At 69.4% G+C, this 18,143-nt stretch carries 19 protein-coding genes and 1 riboswitch; of the genes, 3 read left to right on the top strand and 16 right to left on the bottom strand.

The features are described 5' to 3' along the window. Nucleotides 1-13 precede the first annotated feature (13 nt). Nucleotides 14-1,489, top strand: coding sequence for an aspartate ammonia-lyase (locus tag ACWEQQ_RS32825; protein ID WP_452342080.1), 1,476 nt, complete (start codon nucleotides 14-16; stop codon nucleotides 1,487-1,489). A 13-nt stretch (nucleotides 1,490-1,502) separates the two neighbouring features. On the opposite strand, the gene ACWEQQ_RS32820 is transcribed toward ACWEQQ_RS32825, so the two are convergent. The 9 genes from ACWEQQ_RS32820 to ACWEQQ_RS32780 all read right to left on the bottom strand — a co-directional run bounded on the left by ACWEQQ_RS32820 (nucleotide 1,503) and on the right by ACWEQQ_RS32780 (nucleotide 10,569). Beyond that, nucleotides 1,503-2,369, bottom strand: coding sequence for an alpha/beta fold hydrolase (locus ACWEQQ_RS32820; protein ID WP_452342054.1), 867 nt, complete (start codon nucleotides 2,367-2,369; stop codon nucleotides 1,503-1,505). Between the two features lie 89 nt (nucleotides 2,370-2,458). Next, nucleotides 2,459-3,091 (bottom strand): TetR/AcrR family transcriptional regulator, encoded by a 633-nt coding sequence (locus ACWEQQ_RS32815; protein ID WP_245550798.1) that lies wholly within the window; start codon nucleotides 3,089-3,091, stop codon nucleotides 2,459-2,461. A 712-nt stretch (nucleotides 3,092-3,803) separates the two neighbouring features. Further along, nucleotides 3,804-4,409 carry a peroxidase-related enzyme gene (locus tag ACWEQQ_RS32810; protein WP_452350973.1) on the bottom strand — a complete coding sequence of 202 codons (606 nt, stop codon included), beginning with the start codon at nucleotides 4,407-4,409 and terminating at the stop codon, nucleotides 3,804-3,806. Further along, nucleotides 4,402-4,971, bottom strand: coding sequence for a hypothetical protein (locus ACWEQQ_RS32805; protein WP_452350972.1), 570 nt, complete (start codon nucleotides 4,969-4,971; stop codon nucleotides 4,402-4,404). Before ACWEQQ_RS32805 ends, ACWEQQ_RS32810 begins: the two co-directional genes overlap by 8 nt. Further along, nucleotides 4,968-5,984, bottom strand: a complete 1,017-nt coding sequence (locus ACWEQQ_RS32800; protein ID WP_452350971.1) for a putative FMN-dependent luciferase-like monooxygenase — start codon at nucleotides 5,982-5,984, stop codon at nucleotides 4,968-4,970. Before ACWEQQ_RS32800 ends, ACWEQQ_RS32805 begins: the two co-directional genes overlap by 4 nt. Beyond that, on the bottom strand, nucleotides 5,981-6,730 hold the full coding sequence (locus ACWEQQ_RS32795) for an ABC transporter ATP-binding protein (RefSeq protein WP_452342058.1): 750 nt from the start codon (nucleotides 6,728-6,730) through the stop codon (nucleotides 5,981-5,983). Before ACWEQQ_RS32795 ends, ACWEQQ_RS32800 begins: the two co-directional genes overlap by 4 nt. Further along, nucleotides 6,723-7,592 (bottom strand): ABC transporter ATP-binding protein, encoded by an 870-nt coding sequence (locus tag ACWEQQ_RS32790; RefSeq protein WP_452350970.1) that lies wholly within the window; start codon nucleotides 7,590-7,592, stop codon nucleotides 6,723-6,725. Before ACWEQQ_RS32790 ends, ACWEQQ_RS32795 begins: the two co-directional genes overlap by 8 nt. Then, complete coding sequence (locus ACWEQQ_RS32785) at nucleotides 7,573-9,408, bottom strand: ABC transporter permease (RefSeq protein ID WP_452350969.1); 1,836 nt, start codon at nucleotides 9,406-9,408, stop codon at nucleotides 7,573-7,575. Before ACWEQQ_RS32785 ends, ACWEQQ_RS32790 begins: the two co-directional genes overlap by 20 nt. Further along, nucleotides 9,409-10,569 (bottom strand): ABC transporter substrate-binding protein, encoded by a 1,161-nt coding sequence (locus tag ACWEQQ_RS32780; protein WP_452350968.1) that lies wholly within the window; start codon nucleotides 10,567-10,569, stop codon nucleotides 9,409-9,411. It abuts the gene before it with no gap. Nucleotides 10,570-10,732: 163 nt separating this feature from the next. Continuing rightward, a riboswitch (SAM riboswitch) is annotated at nucleotides 10,733-10,849 on the bottom strand. Nucleotides 10,850-10,942: 93 nt separating this feature from the next. Between ACWEQQ_RS32780 and ACWEQQ_RS32775 the strand changes: the two genes are divergently transcribed. Further along, nucleotides 10,943-11,425, top strand: coding sequence for an SLOG cluster 4 domain-containing protein (locus ACWEQQ_RS32775; RefSeq protein WP_452350967.1), 483 nt, complete (start codon nucleotides 10,943-10,945; stop codon nucleotides 11,423-11,425). A gap of 52 nt (nucleotides 11,426-11,477) precedes the next feature. Here ACWEQQ_RS32775 and ACWEQQ_RS32770 read toward each other — a convergent pair whose 3' ends face one another. Then, entirely contained in the window at nucleotides 11,478-12,116 is a 639-nt protein-coding gene (locus ACWEQQ_RS32770) for an HAD family hydrolase (RefSeq protein WP_452350966.1), read from the bottom strand. A 269-nt stretch (nucleotides 12,117-12,385) separates the two neighbouring features. Between ACWEQQ_RS32770 and ACWEQQ_RS32765 the strand changes: the two genes are divergently transcribed. Further along, on the top strand, nucleotides 12,386-13,234 hold the full coding sequence (locus ACWEQQ_RS32765; RefSeq protein WP_452342064.1) for a GNAT family N-acetyltransferase: 849 nt from the start codon (nucleotides 12,386-12,388) through the stop codon (nucleotides 13,232-13,234). Nucleotides 13,235-13,274: 40 nt separating this feature from the next. On the opposite strand, the gene ACWEQQ_RS32760 is transcribed toward ACWEQQ_RS32765, so the two are convergent. The 6 genes from ACWEQQ_RS32760 to ACWEQQ_RS32735 all read right to left on the bottom strand — a co-directional run bounded on the left by ACWEQQ_RS32760 (nucleotide 13,275) and on the right by ACWEQQ_RS32735 (nucleotide 17,957). Further along, nucleotides 13,275-13,757: a MarR family winged helix-turn-helix transcriptional regulator gene (locus ACWEQQ_RS32760; RefSeq protein ID WP_452342065.1), complete on the bottom strand. Its 483-nt coding sequence runs from the start codon at nucleotides 13,755-13,757 to the stop codon at nucleotides 13,275-13,277. Further along, on the bottom strand, nucleotides 13,750-14,184 hold the full coding sequence (locus ACWEQQ_RS32755; protein ID WP_452342066.1) for an SRPBCC family protein: 435 nt from the start codon (nucleotides 14,182-14,184) through the stop codon (nucleotides 13,750-13,752). The genes ACWEQQ_RS32760 and ACWEQQ_RS32755 overlap by 8 nt, the downstream gene beginning before the upstream one ends. Before the next feature lie 150 nt (nucleotides 14,185-14,334). Beyond that, entirely contained in the window at nucleotides 14,335-16,368 is a 2,034-nt protein-coding gene (gene fusA / locus ACWEQQ_RS32750; RefSeq protein WP_452350965.1) for an elongation factor G, read from the bottom strand. Between the two features lie 285 nt (nucleotides 16,369-16,653). Next, on the bottom strand, nucleotides 16,654-17,001 hold the full coding sequence (locus tag ACWEQQ_RS32745; RefSeq protein WP_452342068.1) for a YrdB family protein: 348 nt from the start codon (nucleotides 16,999-17,001) through the stop codon (nucleotides 16,654-16,656). Between the two features lie 225 nt (nucleotides 17,002-17,226). Continuing rightward, the gene (locus tag ACWEQQ_RS32740) at nucleotides 17,227-17,502 is read right to left on the bottom strand and encodes a hypothetical protein (RefSeq protein WP_452350964.1); all 276 of its coding nucleotides are present in this window, start codon (nucleotides 17,500-17,502) and stop codon (nucleotides 17,227-17,229) included. A gap of 56 nt (nucleotides 17,503-17,558) precedes the next feature. Continuing rightward, nucleotides 17,559-17,957 (bottom strand): hypothetical protein, encoded by a 399-nt coding sequence (locus ACWEQQ_RS32735; protein WP_452350963.1) that lies wholly within the window; start codon nucleotides 17,955-17,957, stop codon nucleotides 17,559-17,561. Nucleotides 17,958-18,143: the final 186 nt, after the last annotated feature.

The following is an 18,143-nucleotide window of genomic DNA, read 5'->3' as shown; positions in this document are numbered from 1 at the left end:
CATCGCGCACCGCATGCGCGGCGTCTCCGAACGGCTGGCGGCGGCGATCGCGGCCAAGCAGCCGCTGGGCGGCATTCGCACCGAACACGATTCGCTCGGCACCCGGGAACTGCCCGCCGAGGCGTACTACGGCGTGCAGACCCTGCGCGCGATGGAGAACTTCCCGATCTCGGGCGTGAAGCTGCGCCGGTTCGGGCACCTGGTGTCCGCACTGGCCTACGTGAAAAAGGCCGCGGCACTCGCGAACGCTGAGCTCGGCTCGATCACGCAGGAGAAGGCGACGGCCATCATCGGAGCCTGCGACGAACTGCTGGAGTCCGGTGGCGCCGCCGCTCAGCGCCTGTGCGAGGACTTCATGGTCGACATGGTGCAGGGCGGTGCGGGCACCTCGACCAATATGAACGCCAACGAGGTCATCGCCAACCGCGGCCTGGAGCTGATGGGACATCGCAAGGGCGAGTACCGCTACCTGCACCCCAACGACGACGTGAACTGCTCGCAGTCCACCAATGACGTCTACCCCACCGCGGTGAAGCTCGGCGTGTACCTGTCGCTGCAGGACGCCGCCGCGGCATTGACGGAACTGCGGAATGCCCTGCGGGCCAAGGCGGTCGAATTCGGCGACGTCATCAAGATGGGCCGCACCCAGCTGCAGGACGCCGTCCCCATGACGCTGGGCCAGGAGTTCGGTGCGTACGCGGTGATGATCGGCGAGGCCATCAGCCATCTGCAGCGCATCGGGCAGGACCTGCTCGCGGTGAACATGGGCGGCACCGCCATCGGCACCGGCATCACCAGCCCGCCCGGCTACGCGGACCTGGTGACCCGGAATCTCGCCGAGATCACCGGGCTGCCCATCCGTCAGGCCGAGAACCTGGTCGAAGCCACCCAGGACTCGGGCGATTTCGTGGCGGTGTCGGGCACCCTCAAGCGCGCGGCGGTCCAGCTGTCCAAGATCTGCAACGATCTGCGGCTGCTCTCCAGCGGCCCGCGCGCCGGCCTGGGCGAGATCAATCTGCCCGCGGTCCAACCGGGTTCGTCGATCATGCCGGGCAAGGTCAACCCGGTCATCCCGGAGGTGGTGAACCAGGTCTGCTTCCAGCTCATCGGCTACGACATGACCGTCACCATGGCCGCCGAGGCGAGCCAGCTGGAATTGAACATGGCCGAACCGATCATGGCCTACGACCTGCTGATGGGCCTGATGATGCTACGCAATGCGGCCATCACCCTGACCAGCCGCTGCATCACCGGCATCACCGCCAACCGGGAACACTGCCGGGATCTGGTGGCGCACAGCATCGGCCTGGTGACCGCGCTGGTGCCCAAGCTCGGCTACGAGCAGTCGGCGGCGATCGCCAAGGAGGCGTTGCGGACCGGCGGCAGCGTCTACGACCTGGTGCTGGAGCGCAGCGCCCTGAGCAAGGACGAGCTCGACGAGCTGCTGAGCCCGGAGAAGATGACCGCGCCGCGGTCGCGCACCCTCTGAATCGGCCCGCGACTCAGTGGTCCCGGAGCCACTTTTCGACATGGTCGAGGGTGGACTCGGGATCGCTGATCCAGCCGTTGTGCCCGAGCGGGTCCGGATTGTGCCAGGTGGTGATGTCGGCCTCGGACAGCTTGGCGAGCAGCTGCCGCGCCGACCCGCGCGGGGTCAGCTCGTCGCCGGTCATGGTGATCGACAGAACCGGCAGTTTCAGCCGCCCGATGCGCTCCTCGTAGTCGATATCGGCTCCGGCGGGCTGGAATCGGCCGGTGCGGGCCAGCCGCGCCCAGTCGGCGATCAGCGCCTTCGACTGCCGTCCGAAGCCGCCCGCGGCGATGGTGTCGCCGGGCCAGAACCCGGCCAGATTGGCGGTCAGCGACAGCGCCGCGCTGCCCACCGCGGCCAGGCCCGTGTAGCCGCGAAAATGCGGCGTGCCCGAGGCGATGAGGATCAATCCGCCCAGCCGCCCGCGGATCCGGGAGGCGTACATGACGCCGAGCTGGCCGCCCATGCTGTGCCCCAGCAGGTACGGCGTGCTCTCGGGGAACCGCTCGCGCACCACCTCGAACATGGCGGGGAAGTCCATGGCCACCAGTTCCTGATAGCCGTGGGTGCTCGGGACGCCGGGTTTCGGCTTACCAGCGCGGGGAGGCGGAGCGGCTCCGTTTCCGCGGATCTCCAGCAGCGCCACATCGAAACCCCGGTCCGCCAATGGCTTCCCGAACAGCGAGTAGTACTCCCCCGGGACGCCCAGGCCGGGCGCGATCACCACCACCGGCCGGGGGCGGTCGGCCGTAATCGGATGCCGGTGCGGGCCTTTCGCCGGTATCAAGCGCACCGGCACCGTGGTCCCGTCGGGCATCTGGATGGGCACGGTCTCCATGATCGGCACGCTACCCGTAAAGGTCGCGCCCGTCCGCGAGGCAGCGGACGGGCGCGAAACCGGGTCGGTGGTCGGGGGTTCGGGCCGGGTCAGGCGCTGACGGCGCCCATGATGATGCGGCGCAGCACCCGGATCACGTCGTCGAGCGGCTGGCGCGGTTCCGAACCGCTCCAGGCGTCCACCACGTAGTTCACGGCGCCGATGATGGCGAGCACGCGCATTTCATAGTCACCGGGCGGGATTTCACCGTGCAGGGCGGCATCCTCGGCGGCGCTGGCCAGCAGCGCGCCCCAGGCGCGCCGCAGTTCCAGGCGGAACTTCTCCACCTTGGGTCCCGCCCCGACGACTTCGACGAGCGCGACTCTGGCCTTGCGCGGATCTCGCCCGATGGACTCGATATAGGCGCGTACGGCGGCGTCGATGATGTCGATGGCGCTGGCGTCGGAGTGCTCGGCGATGGTGGCCGCCACGGCTTCCCGGGATTCGCGATCGATCTGCTCGTAGAGCTCGAGCAAGAGCGATTCGCGTCCGGTGAACTCCTCGTAGAACTGCCTCGAGGAGAGACCGGCGTCCTTGCAGATGGCTCCGACAGAACTATTGGCGTATCCATCGCGCGCGAACACCGTGAGTCCGGACTCCAGAAAACGCGCACGACGCTGCCGCTGCCGGTCTTCTACGGGCTGCCCGGCGTACATTCTTCCCGCGTTCGTTTCCTGTGACATTGCGCCAGACAATACCGAAGGGCCCGATCCCCTCGTCATGGATCGGGCCCTTCGTTTGAACCTTCGACTTACCGCGCGATAGCCGAAAGATGGCTCAGTGACTTCGGGCCGGGCGGCGCACCCGGAACGGTGGGTATAGGCAGGGGAACCGTCCCGGGTTCGGGACGCGGGTCCGGGGGGAGAGACTCGCGGCCCGATGTCGCATTGACCCGAAAGTCACTGATCGTTTGCCGTTCAACACGATACAGAGCAGCCGTACTGGACGGAATACTTTTCTAGGATCTTTTTAGTATTAATTTGTCGGACCCTCGCGATGCCCGGCCGGACCAGGGCGGGAGCACTCGATGCGAGCGGAGTACCCAGCGCCTTACCCACTGACACCAGGCGCGAAACCCGTCGACACGGACATAAAAAAGGACCCGATCCCCCCGTCGGAGATCGGGTCCTTCCACATCACCCCGGCTTCCGCGCAGTAGCCGAAAGATGGCGCTCGCGTGGCTACTTGGCGGAAACGCTCGAGGAGCCGGTTGCCAGCAACTTGAGAATGGTCTGAACGAGAACATCCGAAAGGAAGTTCGCCATGGTGGTGCTCCGATCCGCCGGGGTGCCAGTGCTTTCACTGACCGTTTGCCCTCGGCACGATACCGATCCGGTACCCACGCAGGGAAGATTTCCGATGAACTTTCTAGAACTTTTTTGAGAGAGCCCTAGATTAGGCCGGGACCTCCGGCTCGCCCAGGGTGAGCATGAGCCGGTTGGCCCAGGAGAACGAGGCGGCGGACAGCACCAGATCGTGCAGCTCGGCGGCGTCGAAACCCAGCTCTCGCAGCCGCTTCAGATGATCGGCGGACGCGCGCGGCGGATTGGCGGCCAGCGCGTCCACGAAATCGATGACGGCGTCCCACCTTTCGTCGATCCGCACTTCGTTGCCCTCGTCCAGCAACCGCTGCACATCCGCGACACGCTTGGACAGCGCAGAAGTGAAACGTGAATGAACGGATGCGCAGTACTCACACCCGTTGTGCCGGGAGGTAACGGTCGCCGCGAGTTCGCGCTCGGCCCGGGTCAATCCCCCTCGACCGTAGAAGATCGCTCGATCATTCGCGCTGCGGTGCGCCAGCACCTCGGCATTGCGCGCGAGTAGCCGGAAATAGGGGCCGACACCGCGATCGCCCTCGAGCAGGGGACGCTGCAACTCATCGGCATCAGCCAGCACGATGGGTTCCACCCACGGCACCCAGTCCAGCCGCTCTTGGGTGAATCCATTTGGCCGCCGGGATGTTTCGACACTGCGCACCTCACGCCCGGGCTCACTCATCATCCGCTCCGATCAGTCGCAGCCCGGCCAGCAGCCGGACCTGGAAGTGCACGAACCCGATGAGCTGCGCCACCGTCACGATGTCGCGCTCGGACAGGCCGGCCGCGGCCAGCGCGTCGATGTCCGCGCGGGCGAGGGACGCCGGCGCGGAGGTCACCCGGGCGGCGTGCCGCAGCATGGCCGCCAGCACCGGATCGCCCTCCGCCGGAGTGGTTCCCAGCGCCGCGTAGTACGCCGCCAGCTCCGGCGCGCCGGCCAGCTCGGCGACGGCGACCGCCGCCGCGATCAGCCGCTCCCGTCCGACGCTCGCGGTGGCCGGGCCGTCGAGCAGCGCCTCGAATACACCCTGCGAATGTTCGATAACCTCCGGGCGTGTCGCGCGCACCGCGCGCACCGATTCGGCTCGCGCACCCAGCACGGCATCGATGACATCGGCGCGGCGGCCCCCTGCGCCGCCGTGCACGGCCGGGTCGGCGGTGTCGGCGATGTCGGAAGCAGATTTTCCGGCCACTTCCGTTGCCGCAGGTGGCGTGTCGTCGTAGGCGGTGGATGCCTCGGTCACCGGTTGGTCCTTTCGTCGGGTCGCCAACCCAGGTGCGGCGCGACCTTGGTGGCGATGAGTTCGATGGAGCGCAGGGTGGCGGCGTGGCCCGGGTCGACCGGGTGCGCCTGCACGATGAAGTCGGTGGCGTGCCGCAGCGCCGCGTCCTCCGACAGCCGCGCCACCACCTCGTCCGGGGTGCCGATGTAGATGTCGCGCAAGACCTCGTCGACGGCTTCCGCCACTTCGGGTCCGCCGTTGCGGCCGAGCTGATCCAGGAACCGGGCCGCCCCGCGCTCGGCGAGGGCCACCGCTTCGTCGTGGTCGTCGGCCACGAAAACGCCCCGGGACGCGCCGATTCGCGGTTCGGCGCCCGCGGGCAGCGCGTCGAGGTAGGCGTCGACCAGCGGCTGCTGGATCTCCCAGAGGGTGGCGTCCGGCGCGGCCGGATCACGCGGCTGGGCCTTCGACAGCAGCAGTCCGTCACCGGCCCGCCCGGCCCGGCCCGCGCCCCCGGCCGAGAAGGTGGCCTGCCACAGGCGGTCACGCAGCCCGGCGGCCGGCGGGTTCAGCCCGCGGTCGCCGACCAGCGGCGTACCGTCCAGGGCCGCGGTCACCCGCGCGAGCTTGTCCGCGTACACCGACTGCCGATCCGCGCCGGCCAGGTCGAACAGTTCGAAGGCGTGCCGCGACCCGCCCGCGCCGAACCCGAGCTCGAGCCGCCCGCCCGACAGCTGGTCCAGCACCGCCGCGTCCTCGGCGACCCGGATCGGATCCTCCAGGGCCAGCGTCACGATCGCGGTCCCGAAGCGGATGCGCGGGAAGCGGGCGGCCGCGTGGGCGAGGAACACGAACGGGGACGGCAGCCCGCCCTCGGCCGGATCCAGGTGATGCTGCGCCACCCAGGCGGTGTCGTAGCCGAGCCGTTCGGCCAGCCCGATCTGCTCGAGCGCCTGCCGGTACACCGTGCTCGCGTCCTCCGCCGGATCGGTGCGGACCAGGCGGGTGAAGAAGCCGAGCCGTTGCGGGGTCATGTGGTCACCTTTCCGAGGTAGGCGTCGCGCACCGCCGGATCGCCGACGAGTTCCGCGGCCGGGCCGTGCAGCACGATCCGCCCGCTGCGCAGCACATTGGCGGTGTGCGCGATGCTCAGGGCCAGCTCCGCCTGCTGCTCGACGATCAGGATGGCCAGGCCCAGCTCCCGATTGAGCCGGGCGATCTCCTCCAGCACCCGATCGACGAACAGTGGCGACAATCCCATGGTGGGCTCATCCATGCAGATGAGACGCGGTTTGCTCATGAGCGCGCGGGCGAAGGCCAGCATCTGCTGCTCGCCGCCGGAGAGCGTGCCCGCCCGCTGGGCGCGCCGCTCGGCCAGGCGCGGGAAGTGGTCGAACAGCTCGGCGGCGCGCGCGGCCAGCACCGCGCGGCGCTCCTTGCGGATGTAGCCGCCGACGAAGAGGTTCTCCTCGACGGTCATGGCCGGGAAGACGCGCCGGGCCTCCGGGACCGAGGCCAGCCCGGCCCGGATCCGCGCCGACGGGGGCGTCGCGCTCACGTCCGTGCCGTCGATGCGCACCCCGCCCGAGGATGGTTTCAGCAGGCCGAGCGCGGTTTTCATGGTGGTCGACTTGCCCGAGGCATTGCCGCCCAGCAGTGAGACGATCTCGCCGGGCCGCACCCGCAGGGAGACCTCGTCGAGCGCCCGGGACGGGCCGTAGTGCACCACCACCCGGTCGAATTCGAGGATCGGCGTGGCGTTCTCGTCGAATTCAGACATCCGCGCCGACCTTCCCACCGGCCCGGCTGCGCCCGAGGTAGGCCTCGATGACGCGCGGATCCGCCAGCACCTCGGCGGGCGTGCCCTGGGCGATGATGCGCCCCTCGTCGAGCACGAGCACCCGGTCGGACAGGTCGTGGACCAGGTCCATCTTGTGCTCGACCAGCAGCACCGTCTGGCCCTGGGCCTTCAATGCGGCCAGCTGCCCGCCGATTTCGGCGGTCTCGGTCTGGTTCATGCCCGCGGCGGGCTCGTCGAGGAGCAGCAGGCCGGGCTCCGCGGCGAGTGCCCGCGCGATCTCGGTGCGGCGGCGATTGGCGTAGGACAGCGTGTAGGTCGGATGGTCGGCGCGCGGCGCCAGGCGTTCCTCGAACCGTGCGAGTTGCGCGTCGATCCGAGCGGCCGAGGCCCACCGCTCGGCGCGCGCCGCGGGTGTCGGCGCCAGCGCCACCCCCAGCTCGGCGAGCAGTGAAATCCATTTCAGCACCGGCACATTCGCCAGCGCACGCAGTGGCCGCGCGGCGCGCAGCGTGGGCTGCAGGCCGACATCGACGTTCTCGCGGACGGTCATGTTGCCGAACACGCGGCCGTTCTGGAAGGTCCGGGCGATGCCCGCCGCGGCGGCCGCCTCCGGGCGACCGGGGCGAATCCTGGTGCCGTGCACCAGGACTACCCCGGCATCCGGCTTCAGCACGCCGGAGATCAGATTGACCGTCGTCGACTTCCCGGACCCGTTGGGCCCGATGATCGAGACGAATTCACCCGGCGCGATGGAGAATTCGACCCCGTCCACGGCTCGCACACCGCCGAAGGAGCGTCGCAGACCGGTGACCGTGAGCACGTCAGGCGTTGACCGGGACACGATTCCTCCTCACCAGAATTCCCTGGGGCCGGAACCGCACCACCAGCAGCAGGACCAAGCCGTACAACACGATTCGCCACGACGGCGCCAGCCGCAGCAGCTCCGGCACCCCGATCAGCACCACCGCGCCCAGCACCGCGCCGTAGGGCGAGGCGGTGCCGCCCAGCACCAGGATGGTCACCACCAGCAGCGACATCGGCAGGTTGAAGACCGTCGGGTCGATGTAGGAGTACTGATGGGCCAGCAGCGCGCCGCCGATGCCGGAGAAGAACGCCGCCACCGCGAAGGCCAGCGCCTTGTAGTCGCGCACCGGCACTCCCGCCGAGCGGGCGGCCACCTCGTCGGCCCCGATGGCCCGGATGGCGATCCCCAGCCGGGACCGCTGCACGCCGACGATGACCGCCAGCACGATCGCCAGCACCACCAGCTCCAGCCGGAAAATCTGGGTGTGCGTGGTGAATTCGTACCCGAACAGACTGGGCGCGGGAATCCCGAAGATGCCGTAGCTGCCGCGCGTCACCGGCTCCCAGTTGCGGATAATCGCCACCGTCACGATGCCGATGCCCAGCGTCGCGATGGCCACATAGTGCCCGCCCAGCCGCCACAGCGGCGCGGCCAGCACCGAGGAGGCCACGGCCGCGACGAGGCCCGCGGCCACGATGGCGGGCAAGAAGGTCCAGCCGTGCGACACCGTCAGCACCGCCGAGGTGTACGCGCCGATGGCGATGGGACCCGCCTGCCCGATGGCCAGCTGTCCCGCCGACCCGGCCACCAGCGTCATGGAGACCGCGATGATGGCGTAGGCCAGGATCTGGGTGCCCACCGAGATGCCGTAGTCGTCCGCGATCAGCGGAATCGCCACGCCCGCAACGGCGAACGCGATCAGGGCATGCCACCAGCGCACCCGCAATTCCCGTCCCGACCCGAGGAAGGTGCCGGTCATGGGCTCGGATTCGATGGCGGGCGGCCGGGCGAGCAGGCCGCCGGGCCGCAGCACCAGGAAGATCACCAGCAGGCCGAAGGTGATCAGATCCCGGTAGCCGTCACCGAACCAGTAGATGCCGAACGCCTCCACCAGCCCGAGCACGAAGCCGCCGATGACCGCGCCCGGAATCGACCCCAGCCCGCCGATGGTGGCGGCCACGAAGCCGGTCATGCCGACGATGCCACCGCTGGTCGGCGAGATGTTCGAGTTGTAGAGGCCGACGAAGATGCCCGCCAGCCCGCCCAGTCCGGAGGCGATGGCGAAGGCCAGCGACTGCACCCGGCCCACACCGATGCCCATCTGCGCGGCGGCGTCCGGGTCCTGCGCGGTGGCGCGAATGGCCAGGCCGTGGCGGCTGTAGCGCAGGAACGCCCACAGTCCCGCCATCACCGTGAGAGTGAGGGCGAACATGACCACGTCGGAGGTGCCGAACCGCACGCCGCCGGCCCGGAAGTTGTTGGTGGGCAAAACATCTGGGAAGGGCCGGGTGTCGGGTCCGAATACCAGGGCGACCACGTTCTCGATGATCAGCCCGACCGCCACCGTCGCCAGCAGGGCGGCAATGGCCGGGGCCCGCCGCAGCGGCCGCACCGCCAGGATGTCGATGGCGACGCCGACCAGCGCCGTCGCCGCCACCACCACGATCAGCGCGGCCCACCAGGGCACGCCGTGCTGGGCGATCAGCCACCAGCCCAGCACCGAACCGAACGCGAAGATCGAGCCGTGCGCGAAGTTGATGACATTGCTGACCCCGAAGATGAGGGTGATGCCCACGGCGATGAGCGCGTACGCATTGCCGTGCACCAGACCCGCGATGAGCGTGTCGAACATCTATTTGGCGCTTCCGACCGGCACGAATTTGCCGCTGCGCAGTTCCAGCTCGATCGGCTTCACGCCGGTGGGCCGTCGCGTCTGCTGATCGAAGGCGAAGGTGCCCAGCCCGATTCCGTCGAAGTCCTTGATCTCGCGCAGGCCCTTCAGCACGCCCTCGCGAGTGGCGCCGCCGGTCTTGGCGGCCTTCACCAGCACGTTCAGCGCGTCGTAGGCGTAGACGTTGAAATCGCCGGGGTCCGTATTGAACTTGGCCCGGAACTTGGTGACGAAGCTCTGGATCTTGGGGCTCGGATCCGACGGTGTGAAGACGCCGTTCACGATGTCGCCCTCGGCCGCCGCACCCGCCAGATCGATGAACTGCGGGGTGTTCTGGCCGGCGAAGAGCTGCCCGGTGAACCCGACATCACGCAGCTGCTTGACCACCAGCGCGCCGTCCGGGCCGTAGCCGAGGTGCACGAAGGCGTCCGGGTTGGCGTCGCGGCCCTTGATCAGCACCGGCCGGAAGTCCTGCGAATCCGGCAGGATGGCCGAGGAGTAGGCGATCTCGATGCCCTTCTCCTTGGCGAACTGCTCGAAGAATTTGAAAGCCTGCTTGCCCCAGTCGGTTTCGAGGTAGACGACGGAGACCTTCTTCGCCTTGGACCGCACCCACTCGGCATTGCGCTCCATGTACACGTCCAGCGTGATGGAGGGGCTCCAGGAGTAGTCGCCGCCCTTGGTGAAATCCACCGAGGAGTTGGTGAACCCGTACTGCACCAGCTTGCCGCGGTTGTACACCGGCGAGGCCGCGATGGAGGCGGGCGAGGAGAAGTCGCCGAGCTCGGCGATGATGGACTTGTCGCCCACGAACTTGGTGGCGATCGGCACCGTCTGCTTCGGATCCGACTGCGAATCCTCCCATTTCAGCGCGACCTTCTTGCCGTCGATCCCGCCCGCCGCATTGATCTCGTCCAGGGCCAGGTCGAAGCCCTGCTGCCAGAGCCGCCCGTACTCGGCCGACCCGCCCGTCTTCGGGCCCGACACCCCGAAGTACACGGTGTCCGCCTTGCTGTCCGACGACTCGTTCCCGCACGCCGACAGCAGCCCCGCCACCGCGGTCGCCGCCGCCACACCCACCAACACCCGGAATCCACGCGACCCGGACCAGTTCCTGCTCATTGCTACCTCTGCACTCGTGCACCGACACCGCGCCGGGGCATGGGGACTCGACCGCGACCGCCGAAGGCGTACGGTGCGGGAAAGAGAATCGCCCGCATGGAATTCGGGCGCCGGGCCTCAGCCGTTGGCCGGGCGGCATCCAGACATGGACCTGTGCTCCTTCGACTAGCGCTTGCGGGGTCCGCGTGGACGCCGCCTGGTCGTCACCCGGGGCACCCCACCGCCGCGCGAGGGTTGCCGATCAGCGAGCCGGGGCTCGAACATGCTGATACTCGTGACCGTGGGCAGAACGGTAGCCGCGGCCACCCCGCGCCGACACCATTCGAATCACCCTGATGCCAACGACCCGTCCGCACCGACGAGAGGAAAGCCCTTGCCACCCCTACAAATTGCCGTCTGCGGCCCCAGCACCTGCACCGACTCCGAGTCCACGGCCGCCCGCGAGGTGGGCCGGCTGCTCGCCGCGGCGGGTGCGACCGTGCTGTGCGGTGGCGGTTCGGGCGTGATGGCCGCGGTCACCGAGGGCGCTTCCGGCGCAGGCGGACTCGTCCTCGGCATCCGTCCCGACACGGATCGTGACGCGGTCTGCCCGGGCCTGTCCGCGGCGATCTATACGAATATGGGTGAGGCCCGCAATACGATCCTGGTGGCCTCGGCCGACGCGGTCATCGTCATCGGCGGCTCGTGGGGCACCCTGTCCGAGCTGGCATTGGCGAACCACCGCGGTGTCCCGGTCGTATCACTGCGCGGCTGGCAGGTACGCGATGCCGACGGCCACGCGGTCGACACCTCGATCCCCGCCCTCGACCCCTCGCACGCCGTGGCCCTCGCGCTCGCCCCGCCGATCTATCCGTGAGCACCCGCACCGCGCGCGGCCGGTGCGCCGAGAGCGGTTGCGAGTCGGCCGGTTACGCGGCGAGGTGGGCGGCCAGCCAGCGCGGGAACTCGGTCAGATCGCCGAGCACCACATCCGCGCCCGCGGCCGACAGCTCCTCGGCCGCATAGGGCCCGGTGGTCACCGCCACCGACACCGCGTCGGCCACCTTGGCCGCCCGCACATCGCCGAGATGATCCCCCACATAGATCGAGGCCCCGCGCTCGCGCAGCACCTCGCCCTTCTCCTCCGCCCAGGCCCCGCCGACCAATTCGTCGACCGCCAGCCCGAGATGATCGAGATGCAACTGCGCGTGCGGCCCGTTCTTCGCCGTGATCACCAGCACCCGCCCACCGGCCCGATGCACCGCCGCCAGCGCGTCGACCACCCCCGGCAGATGCTCCGCCGCGTGCACCGCCAGATCCGGATACAACTCCCGGTACATCGCGACGATCCCCGGCACCTCGTGCTCCGGGAACCACTGCGCCGCCTCGTGCGCCAGCGGCGGCCCGAGCCGCGACACCACCAGCTCCGAATCGATCGCCACCCCGGTCCTGGCGGCCACCGCATCCCACACCGCCGCAATCCCCGGCCGCGAATCGATCAGCGTCATATCCAGGTCGAACCCGACCACCAGCCCACCGGCGACTGCACCCGAACGATCAACACTCACCCCCAGACCCTACGACCCACGTCCACCCACCCGACCACGGCCACAGCCGACCACCGTCGCAGCCACTCAGGACCGTGCATGACACCCACCGGCCGCGTCGACCCGACCGGTGCAGCCCGGTCGCTGAGTAGACCGGCACCACCCGCGCTCGCCCGAGCTGCGGCATTCATGGAATCCGGCAGGCCGTTCCGTGACGACCTGGGCAGCGGGCTCTCCTGGGACGGAAAATCGCGGGCATGTCCGTTGCGACCCGAATTAGTCTCGGGCGCATGCCAAGTGATCAGGGAACTCTTTTCTGTGGGACGGAGCTGGCGGCGCGGATCGAGCGGGTCGAAGCGGAGCTCATTGCGAAGGGCAGTGCGGCGGCCGCGGACCGGGTGGGAGTCGATGCGGGGTTCGTACTGCCGGTGGCGGGCGGGGTGGCGTCGTTTGCCGAGGACGGGTCGCCGCTGAACAAGGTCGCCGGGCTCGGATTCGCGGGGATACCCGAGCCGTCGGAACTCGACGAGATCGAGCGGTTGTTCGCGGCACGGAAGACGCCGGTACAGGCCGAGGTCTCGCAGCTCGGCGATCCGGGTGTCGGCGAACTCCTCACCGCGCGCGGTTATCTGCTGGTGTCGTTCGAGAACGTGCTCGGGCTGGAGCTCGGCGGCGCGCGTGCCGCGGTGATCGCCGACGGTGTCGACGTGAAACCCAGCGGCGAGGACGAGTTCGACAGCTGGCTCGAAGTGGTCGCGGAGGGGTTCGCGCATCCCGATACCCAGGGTGTGGCGTCGCACGAGGAATTTCCGGCCGATGTCATCGCCCGGGCCATGCGGGATCTCACCGGTGCGGCCGGGGTACGGCGGTATCTGGCCCGGCGTGACGGGCGGGTGGCCGGCGGGGCGAGCATGCGCATGTCCCAGGGCGTCGCCCAGCTGACCGGCGCGGCAACCGATCCCGCGCATCGGCGGCACGGGGTGCAGTCGTCGCTGCTGTCGGTGCGCCTCGCCGAGGCGACGGCAGCGGGCTGCGATATCGCGGTGGTGACCACCCAGCCCGGCTCGAAGTCCCAGCAGAATGTGCAACGGCTGGGCTTCGGGCTGCTCTACACGCGGGCGATCCTGGTCAAGCCCTGATCGGCCCGGTCGTGCCCTGATCAGCCGGGTCGTGCCGTGATCAGCCCGGCAGCCGGTGCGCGGCAATCGGTTTCAGGTGTTCGCGCAGCAGGTCGCCGTCGTCGCCGAAGAGCTGGGCGTCGGTGTCGACGGCGGTCTGCACGCCCTGGCTCGCCAGTTCCCGTCCGGCGGAGGTCAGTTCGATGCGCAGGACCCGGGCGTCGGCCGGATCGGCGTGACGGAGGAGCAGGCCCCGCTCCTCCAGCCCCCGAATCACCTTGGACGCCATCATCCGATCCGAACCGGACATGTCGGCCACCTGCTGCTGGGTCGGCAGCTCGCCCTCCCGGCTCAGCCAGCCCGCCGAGGCCAGCAGGTTGAACTGGGTGGGGGTGAGGCCGAGCGGGCGCAGATTGCGTTCCAGCGTCGCCCGCCACTCCAGCGCGGCGTGGTGCAACCAGAAGCCCGGGCTCATGAGCGGTCCCCGCGGCACGCCACGCGCCTGCCGCGAAGTTCCCGGCGCCCGCCCCGATGATTCAGCCACGCCGTAGCGCCTCCTGCTCCAGTGCCGCGAAGGTCAGCGGCATATCCGCGCGCATGGCCTTCTCCCAGACGAGTTTGAACAAGGGCCCGAACAGCCCGTGCACCTCGACATTCTCGGCCACCCGCACGGTGCCGTCGCCGAGGGCCTGGTAGGTGCGGTGGCCGCGCAGCTTCCCGAACGGAATACCCGCCTCACTGGTCCACGACTGTCCCGGCTCCACGGCGACGATGGTGAACGGCCCCGCCGGCGCCCCCTTCGGCTTGACCCACCCGGTGGTCCCGGCCGCGAACTCGCCGTCGATGCGGGACTTCTCCTCGTGCGGGTCCCATTCCGACCAGCGGGCCACATCGGTGGCGACCGCCCAGATCTTGTCGATGTCGCCGGTGATCACGGCCTCTTCGGTGAACGAGTACATCATGACTGCCATCTCCCCTCGGGAAATTCTGTTGTTGCGACAACAGTAACCGTAGTCGCGACAACAATCAACCCCTGCCGGGGATTCGATGGCCGCACACGACAACGGGGCCCGGTGACGGACGGCATCGATATGCCGCCGCCACCGGGCCCCGGTCACCCCCTACGGGGCGAGGGCGTAACCGAGCGGGCGTGTGGTGAACGTGCCCCGGCCCTGCGTGCGACTGCGCAAACGGGTTGCGTAGCCGAACAATTCGGCCAGCGGTACGGTGGCCGACACCACCACGACGCCGGGGCGGGTGACCGAGCCGGTCACCCGGCCGCGCCGGGCGGCGAGGTCACCGAGCACCGCGCCGACATGGTCCTCCGGCACGGTCACGGTCAGCTCCACCAGCGGCTCCAGCACCGCCATGGCGCTGGCGCGCAAGGCTTCCCGCAGCCCCAGGCGGCCCGCGGTGCGGAACGCCAGCTCCGACGAATCCTTCGAATGCGTCGCGCCATCGGTGAGCGTGACCCGGACCCCGGTGACCGGGTGACCTCCGAGCGGACCCTCCGAAAGGGCGTCCCGGCAGCCGGCCGCCACCGCGCGGACGAACTCCGCCGGCACCCGGCCACCGACCACCGTCGACTCGAACTCGAATCCCGCTGCCCCGGGCTCGGATTCACGCAGCGGCTGCACATCGAGCACGATGTGCGCCCACTGCCCGGCCCCGCCGTCCTGCTTGGCATGCCGGTAGGTCAGGCCCCGGACGCCGCGCACCACGGTCTCCCGGTACGCCACCTGCGGCCTGCCCACGGTCACGCTCAGCCCGCGGTCACGGCGCAGCTTCTCCACCACGACCTCGAGGTGCAGTTCGCCCAGTCCGGCCAGCAGGGTCTGCCCGGTCTCCGGGTCGGTCCGCACCGCCAGGGACGGGTCCTCCTCGGCCAGCCGGGCCAGGGCCACCGCCAGCTTCTCGGTGTCCGCGCCGGTCCGCGCCTCGACCGCGACCGACACCACCGGCTCGGTGGGAGCCGGCGGTTCCAGCAGCACCGGGGCGTCCGGCGCGCACAGGGTCGCGCCGACCCGCACGGCCTTCGGGCCGACCAGCGCGACGATGTCGCCCGCCACCGCGGCCCCGACCTCCGCGTGCCGGTCCGCCTGCACCCGCAGGATGCGCGCGACCCGCTCGCGACGACCACCGCCCACGTCCAGCACGGTGTCGCCCTTCCGCAGGACGCCCGAGTAGACGCGCACGAAGGTGAGCCGGCCGGTCGGCGTGGCATGCACCTTGAAGGCCAGTGCCGCACACGGTTCCGCCGGATCCGCGGCGCGGACGTCGTCACCGGCCCCGACCGCGGGCCGGTCCAGCGGTGACGGCAGGTACGCGACCACGGCGTCGAGCAGCGGCTCGATGCCGATATCGCGGTAGGCCGCGCCGCACAGCACCGGCACCACCTCGCCGGAGAGGGTGAGCTCCCGCAGCGCGGCGGTCAGGGTCTCGGCGGACAGGCCGGAGCGTTCGACGAATTCCTCCAGCGCCGCCGAATTCCGCTCCGCCACCGCCTCTTCCAGTTCACGTCGGCATCGCGCCACCTCGTCCGCGAGGTGATCCGGAACCGGGCCCGCCACGAGGCCGTTCGCCCACGTGAGGGCACGCAGGCGAACCAGATCCACCACGCCCGCGAACGCGTCGCCGGCGTACACCGGCAGCTGGACGAGCACCGGAACCGGATGCAGCCGTTCGCGAATCGAGGCGACCGCGGCCGTCAGGTCGGCCCCGGCGCGATCCATCTTGTTGACGAAGGCGATCCGGGGCACGCCGTAGCGGTCGGCGCGTCGCCACACCGATTCGCTCTGCGGCTCCACCCCCGCCACGGCGTCGAAAACCGCCACCGCGCCGTCCAATACCCGCAGCGACCGCTCGACCTCATCGGAGAAGTCGACGTGCCCCGGGGTGTCGATGACGGTGAGCCGGTGCCCGGCCCACTCGCAGCTCACGGCCGCCGCGAAAATGGTGATGCCCCGATCCCGTTCCTGCGGATCGAAATCGGTGACGGTGGTGCCGTCGTGCACCTCGCCGCGCTTGTGGGTGATCCCGGTGAGAAACAGCATCCGCTCGGTCACCGTGGTCTTCCCGGCATCCACATGCGCGAGAATTCCGATATTGCGAACGACTGCCAAAAATTGTCGAGAAATGTTGGTACGCACGGTCATACGTCCTTCGTGCTGATCCGGAACAGAACAGCGCGATTCCCCCGGACAGGGCAGACGCCCCGGGGGTACTCAGTACCGGCCGCGCCGCCGGCACTGAGCCGGCGAAGACACCAGGATCACCTCGAAGCGCGGGCGGGCCACGACGACGTCGCGATGAACGCGCATGATCGGCCCCTTCCTGCTCTCGAGTTCGACGGAAGCTTCCGCTCCGCCGTGCGACCGTAACAGTGCAACGTTTTCGGTGTCGCGTGAATTTCCCAGGGGTCCAGTCGAGCTCGGCCGGCGCTACATCGCCAGATGCCCGGCATGGATCACGGCCAGATTCGCGACGACCAGGACCGGGAAGGCGACCGCGGCCGTCCGATGTCCCAGCTGCCACAGCCCGGCGGCGGCACCGCCGAACACCACGACCTTGGTGGCCACCGCCGCCGCGGGGATCGAGAAACTCGCCTGCGGTGCGGCGAACATGCCCCACAGCACCATGGCGGCCAGGGCGACGCCGCCACCCAGCACCACCTTGGCGATCCGGCCGCGACCGGTGCGCACGCCCCAGTAGGCCAGCGCGCCGACGGCGACGAGTTCCAGCACGAAGGCGAGGGTCAGGTTGACGGCCGTCCAGGCGGTGGTGATCATGTCTACTCCGAGATTGGTGCTCTCAATTAGGACCAATGATCTCCCACTGCGGGCACCGAGTCAAGAGCAGTGCTCTCGCTTTGCGATCGGAGGCGGAAATGCCAAGGGCCCCCGGCACAGTGCCGGGGGCCCTTGGACGGCGAGGAGAGCGGAGGCGCTGGATTATCTACCCAAAAGAATTAGAAGGAAGCTCCCCCATGGCCTCGCCACGCACCACGCTAGCAGTCATGCCGGGATCAGGTCACCCAGGTTTTCGGGAGTGAACACCCGCGACCCCTCCGGCAGCCCCTCCGGGCGCTCCAGGCCGATGAAGGTGACCGGCTCCTCGAAAGTCTGCCCGTCCCAGCGGATCACGTCGTCGGCCAGCAGGCCCGCCAGGTAACCCACCGTCAGATACCGGCGATCCACCAGCGCCCGCGCCAGCGCGGTCGCCGAGACCTGGTTGTTCTCCACCGCATTGAATTCGGGCTCGCCCGCCAGGTGCAGATGCAGCCACCTCACCCGCCACTCGCCGCCCGGCGCGCGAAAGAACACCAGCGACAGGGCGACTCGCCCCGCTACCTGGGCAAGGCCAGCAGGTTCAGCACCCCCTGCGCCAATCCCTCGGACACTGCGGCCGCCGCCCGCTCGTCACCGAGCGCATCCAGCAGGCAGTCGGTCCAGAACTCCACCGTGTCGGGCACATTCGCCGGGAAGTCCTTGAAGTACACATTGTGCTCGACATGCGCGCCGGCCATCCGGCGCACGATCGGCAGCACCCGCACCGCGATATCGAGCACCGCCCCCGGCGTCAACCCCGCCAGCCGCGCGATCAGATCCCCGGAAAGCTTGAACCCCACCGACATCAGCACGGCATCGAACTGCCGCACGACAACCTCGCCGGACCCCTCCGGTCCTTCGACACCGGGCAGCCGCAACGTACGGCTGATCACCAGCTCGTCCAGATCCCAACTCACCCAGGCATCTTCGCAACCTTCAACGCCCCGGCCCACCGAATTACGCGCCGGCCGAGAAATACCCAGAAAACGCAGAAGGCCCCCAGCTTATGCTGGGGGCCTTCGCGAAGGATGTTCCGGCGGTGTCCTACTCTCCCACACCCTGTCGAGTGCAGTACCATCGGCGCAGGTGGCCTTAGCTTCCGG

It is taken from the genome of Nocardia sp. NPDC004123 (genome assembly GCF_053603795.1).
The sequence above is the reverse complement of the archived record's forward strand: the minus strand, read 5'-3'. Positions and strand labels throughout refer to the sequence as shown.

What these genes read in the sequence shown, in the direction of transcription:
- ACWEQQ_RS32825 (WP_452342080.1), top strand. Translation starts at nt 14, where the DNA reads ATGCGCGGCGTCTCCGAACGGCTGGCGGCGGCGATCGCGGCCAAGCAG.
- ACWEQQ_RS32820 (WP_452342054.1), bottom strand. Translation starts at nt 2,369, where the DNA reads ATGGAGACCGTGCCCATCCAGATGCCCGACGGGACCACGGTGCCGGTG.
- ACWEQQ_RS32815 (WP_245550798.1), bottom strand. Translation starts at nt 3,091, where the DNA reads ATGTCACAGGAAACGAACGCGGGAAGAATGTACGCCGGGCAGCCCGTA.
- ACWEQQ_RS32810 (WP_452350973.1), bottom strand. Translation starts at nt 4,409, where the DNA reads ATGAGTGAGCCCGGGCGTGAGGTGCGCAGTGTCGAAACATCCCGGCGG.
- ACWEQQ_RS32800 (WP_452350971.1), bottom strand. Translation starts at nt 5,984, where the DNA reads ATGACCCCGCAACGGCTCGGCTTCTTCACCCGCCTGGTCCGCACCGAT.
- ACWEQQ_RS32795 (WP_452342058.1), bottom strand. Translation starts at nt 6,730, where the DNA reads ATGTCTGAATTCGACGAGAACGCCACGCCGATCCTCGAATTCGACCGG.
- ACWEQQ_RS32785 (WP_452350969.1), bottom strand. Translation starts at nt 9,408, where the DNA reads ATGTTCGACACGCTCATCGCGGGTCTGGTGCACGGCAATGCGTACGCG.
- ACWEQQ_RS32780 (WP_452350968.1), bottom strand. Translation starts at nt 10,569, where the DNA reads ATGAGCAGGAACTGGTCCGGGTCGCGTGGATTCCGGGTGTTGGTGGGT.
- ACWEQQ_RS32765 (WP_452342064.1), top strand. Translation starts at nt 12,386, where the DNA reads ATGCCAAGTGATCAGGGAACTCTTTTCTGTGGGACGGAGCTGGCGGCG.
- ACWEQQ_RS32755 (WP_452342066.1), bottom strand. Translation starts at nt 14,184, where the DNA reads ATGGCAGTCATGATGTACTCGTTCACCGAAGAGGCCGTGATCACCGGC.
- fusA (WP_452350965.1), bottom strand. Translation starts at nt 16,368, where the DNA reads ATGACCGTGCGTACCAACATTTCTCGACAATTTTTGGCAGTCGTTCGC.
- ACWEQQ_RS32745 (WP_452342068.1), bottom strand. Translation starts at nt 17,001, where the DNA reads ATGATCACCACCGCCTGGACGGCCGTCAACCTGACCCTCGCCTTCGTG.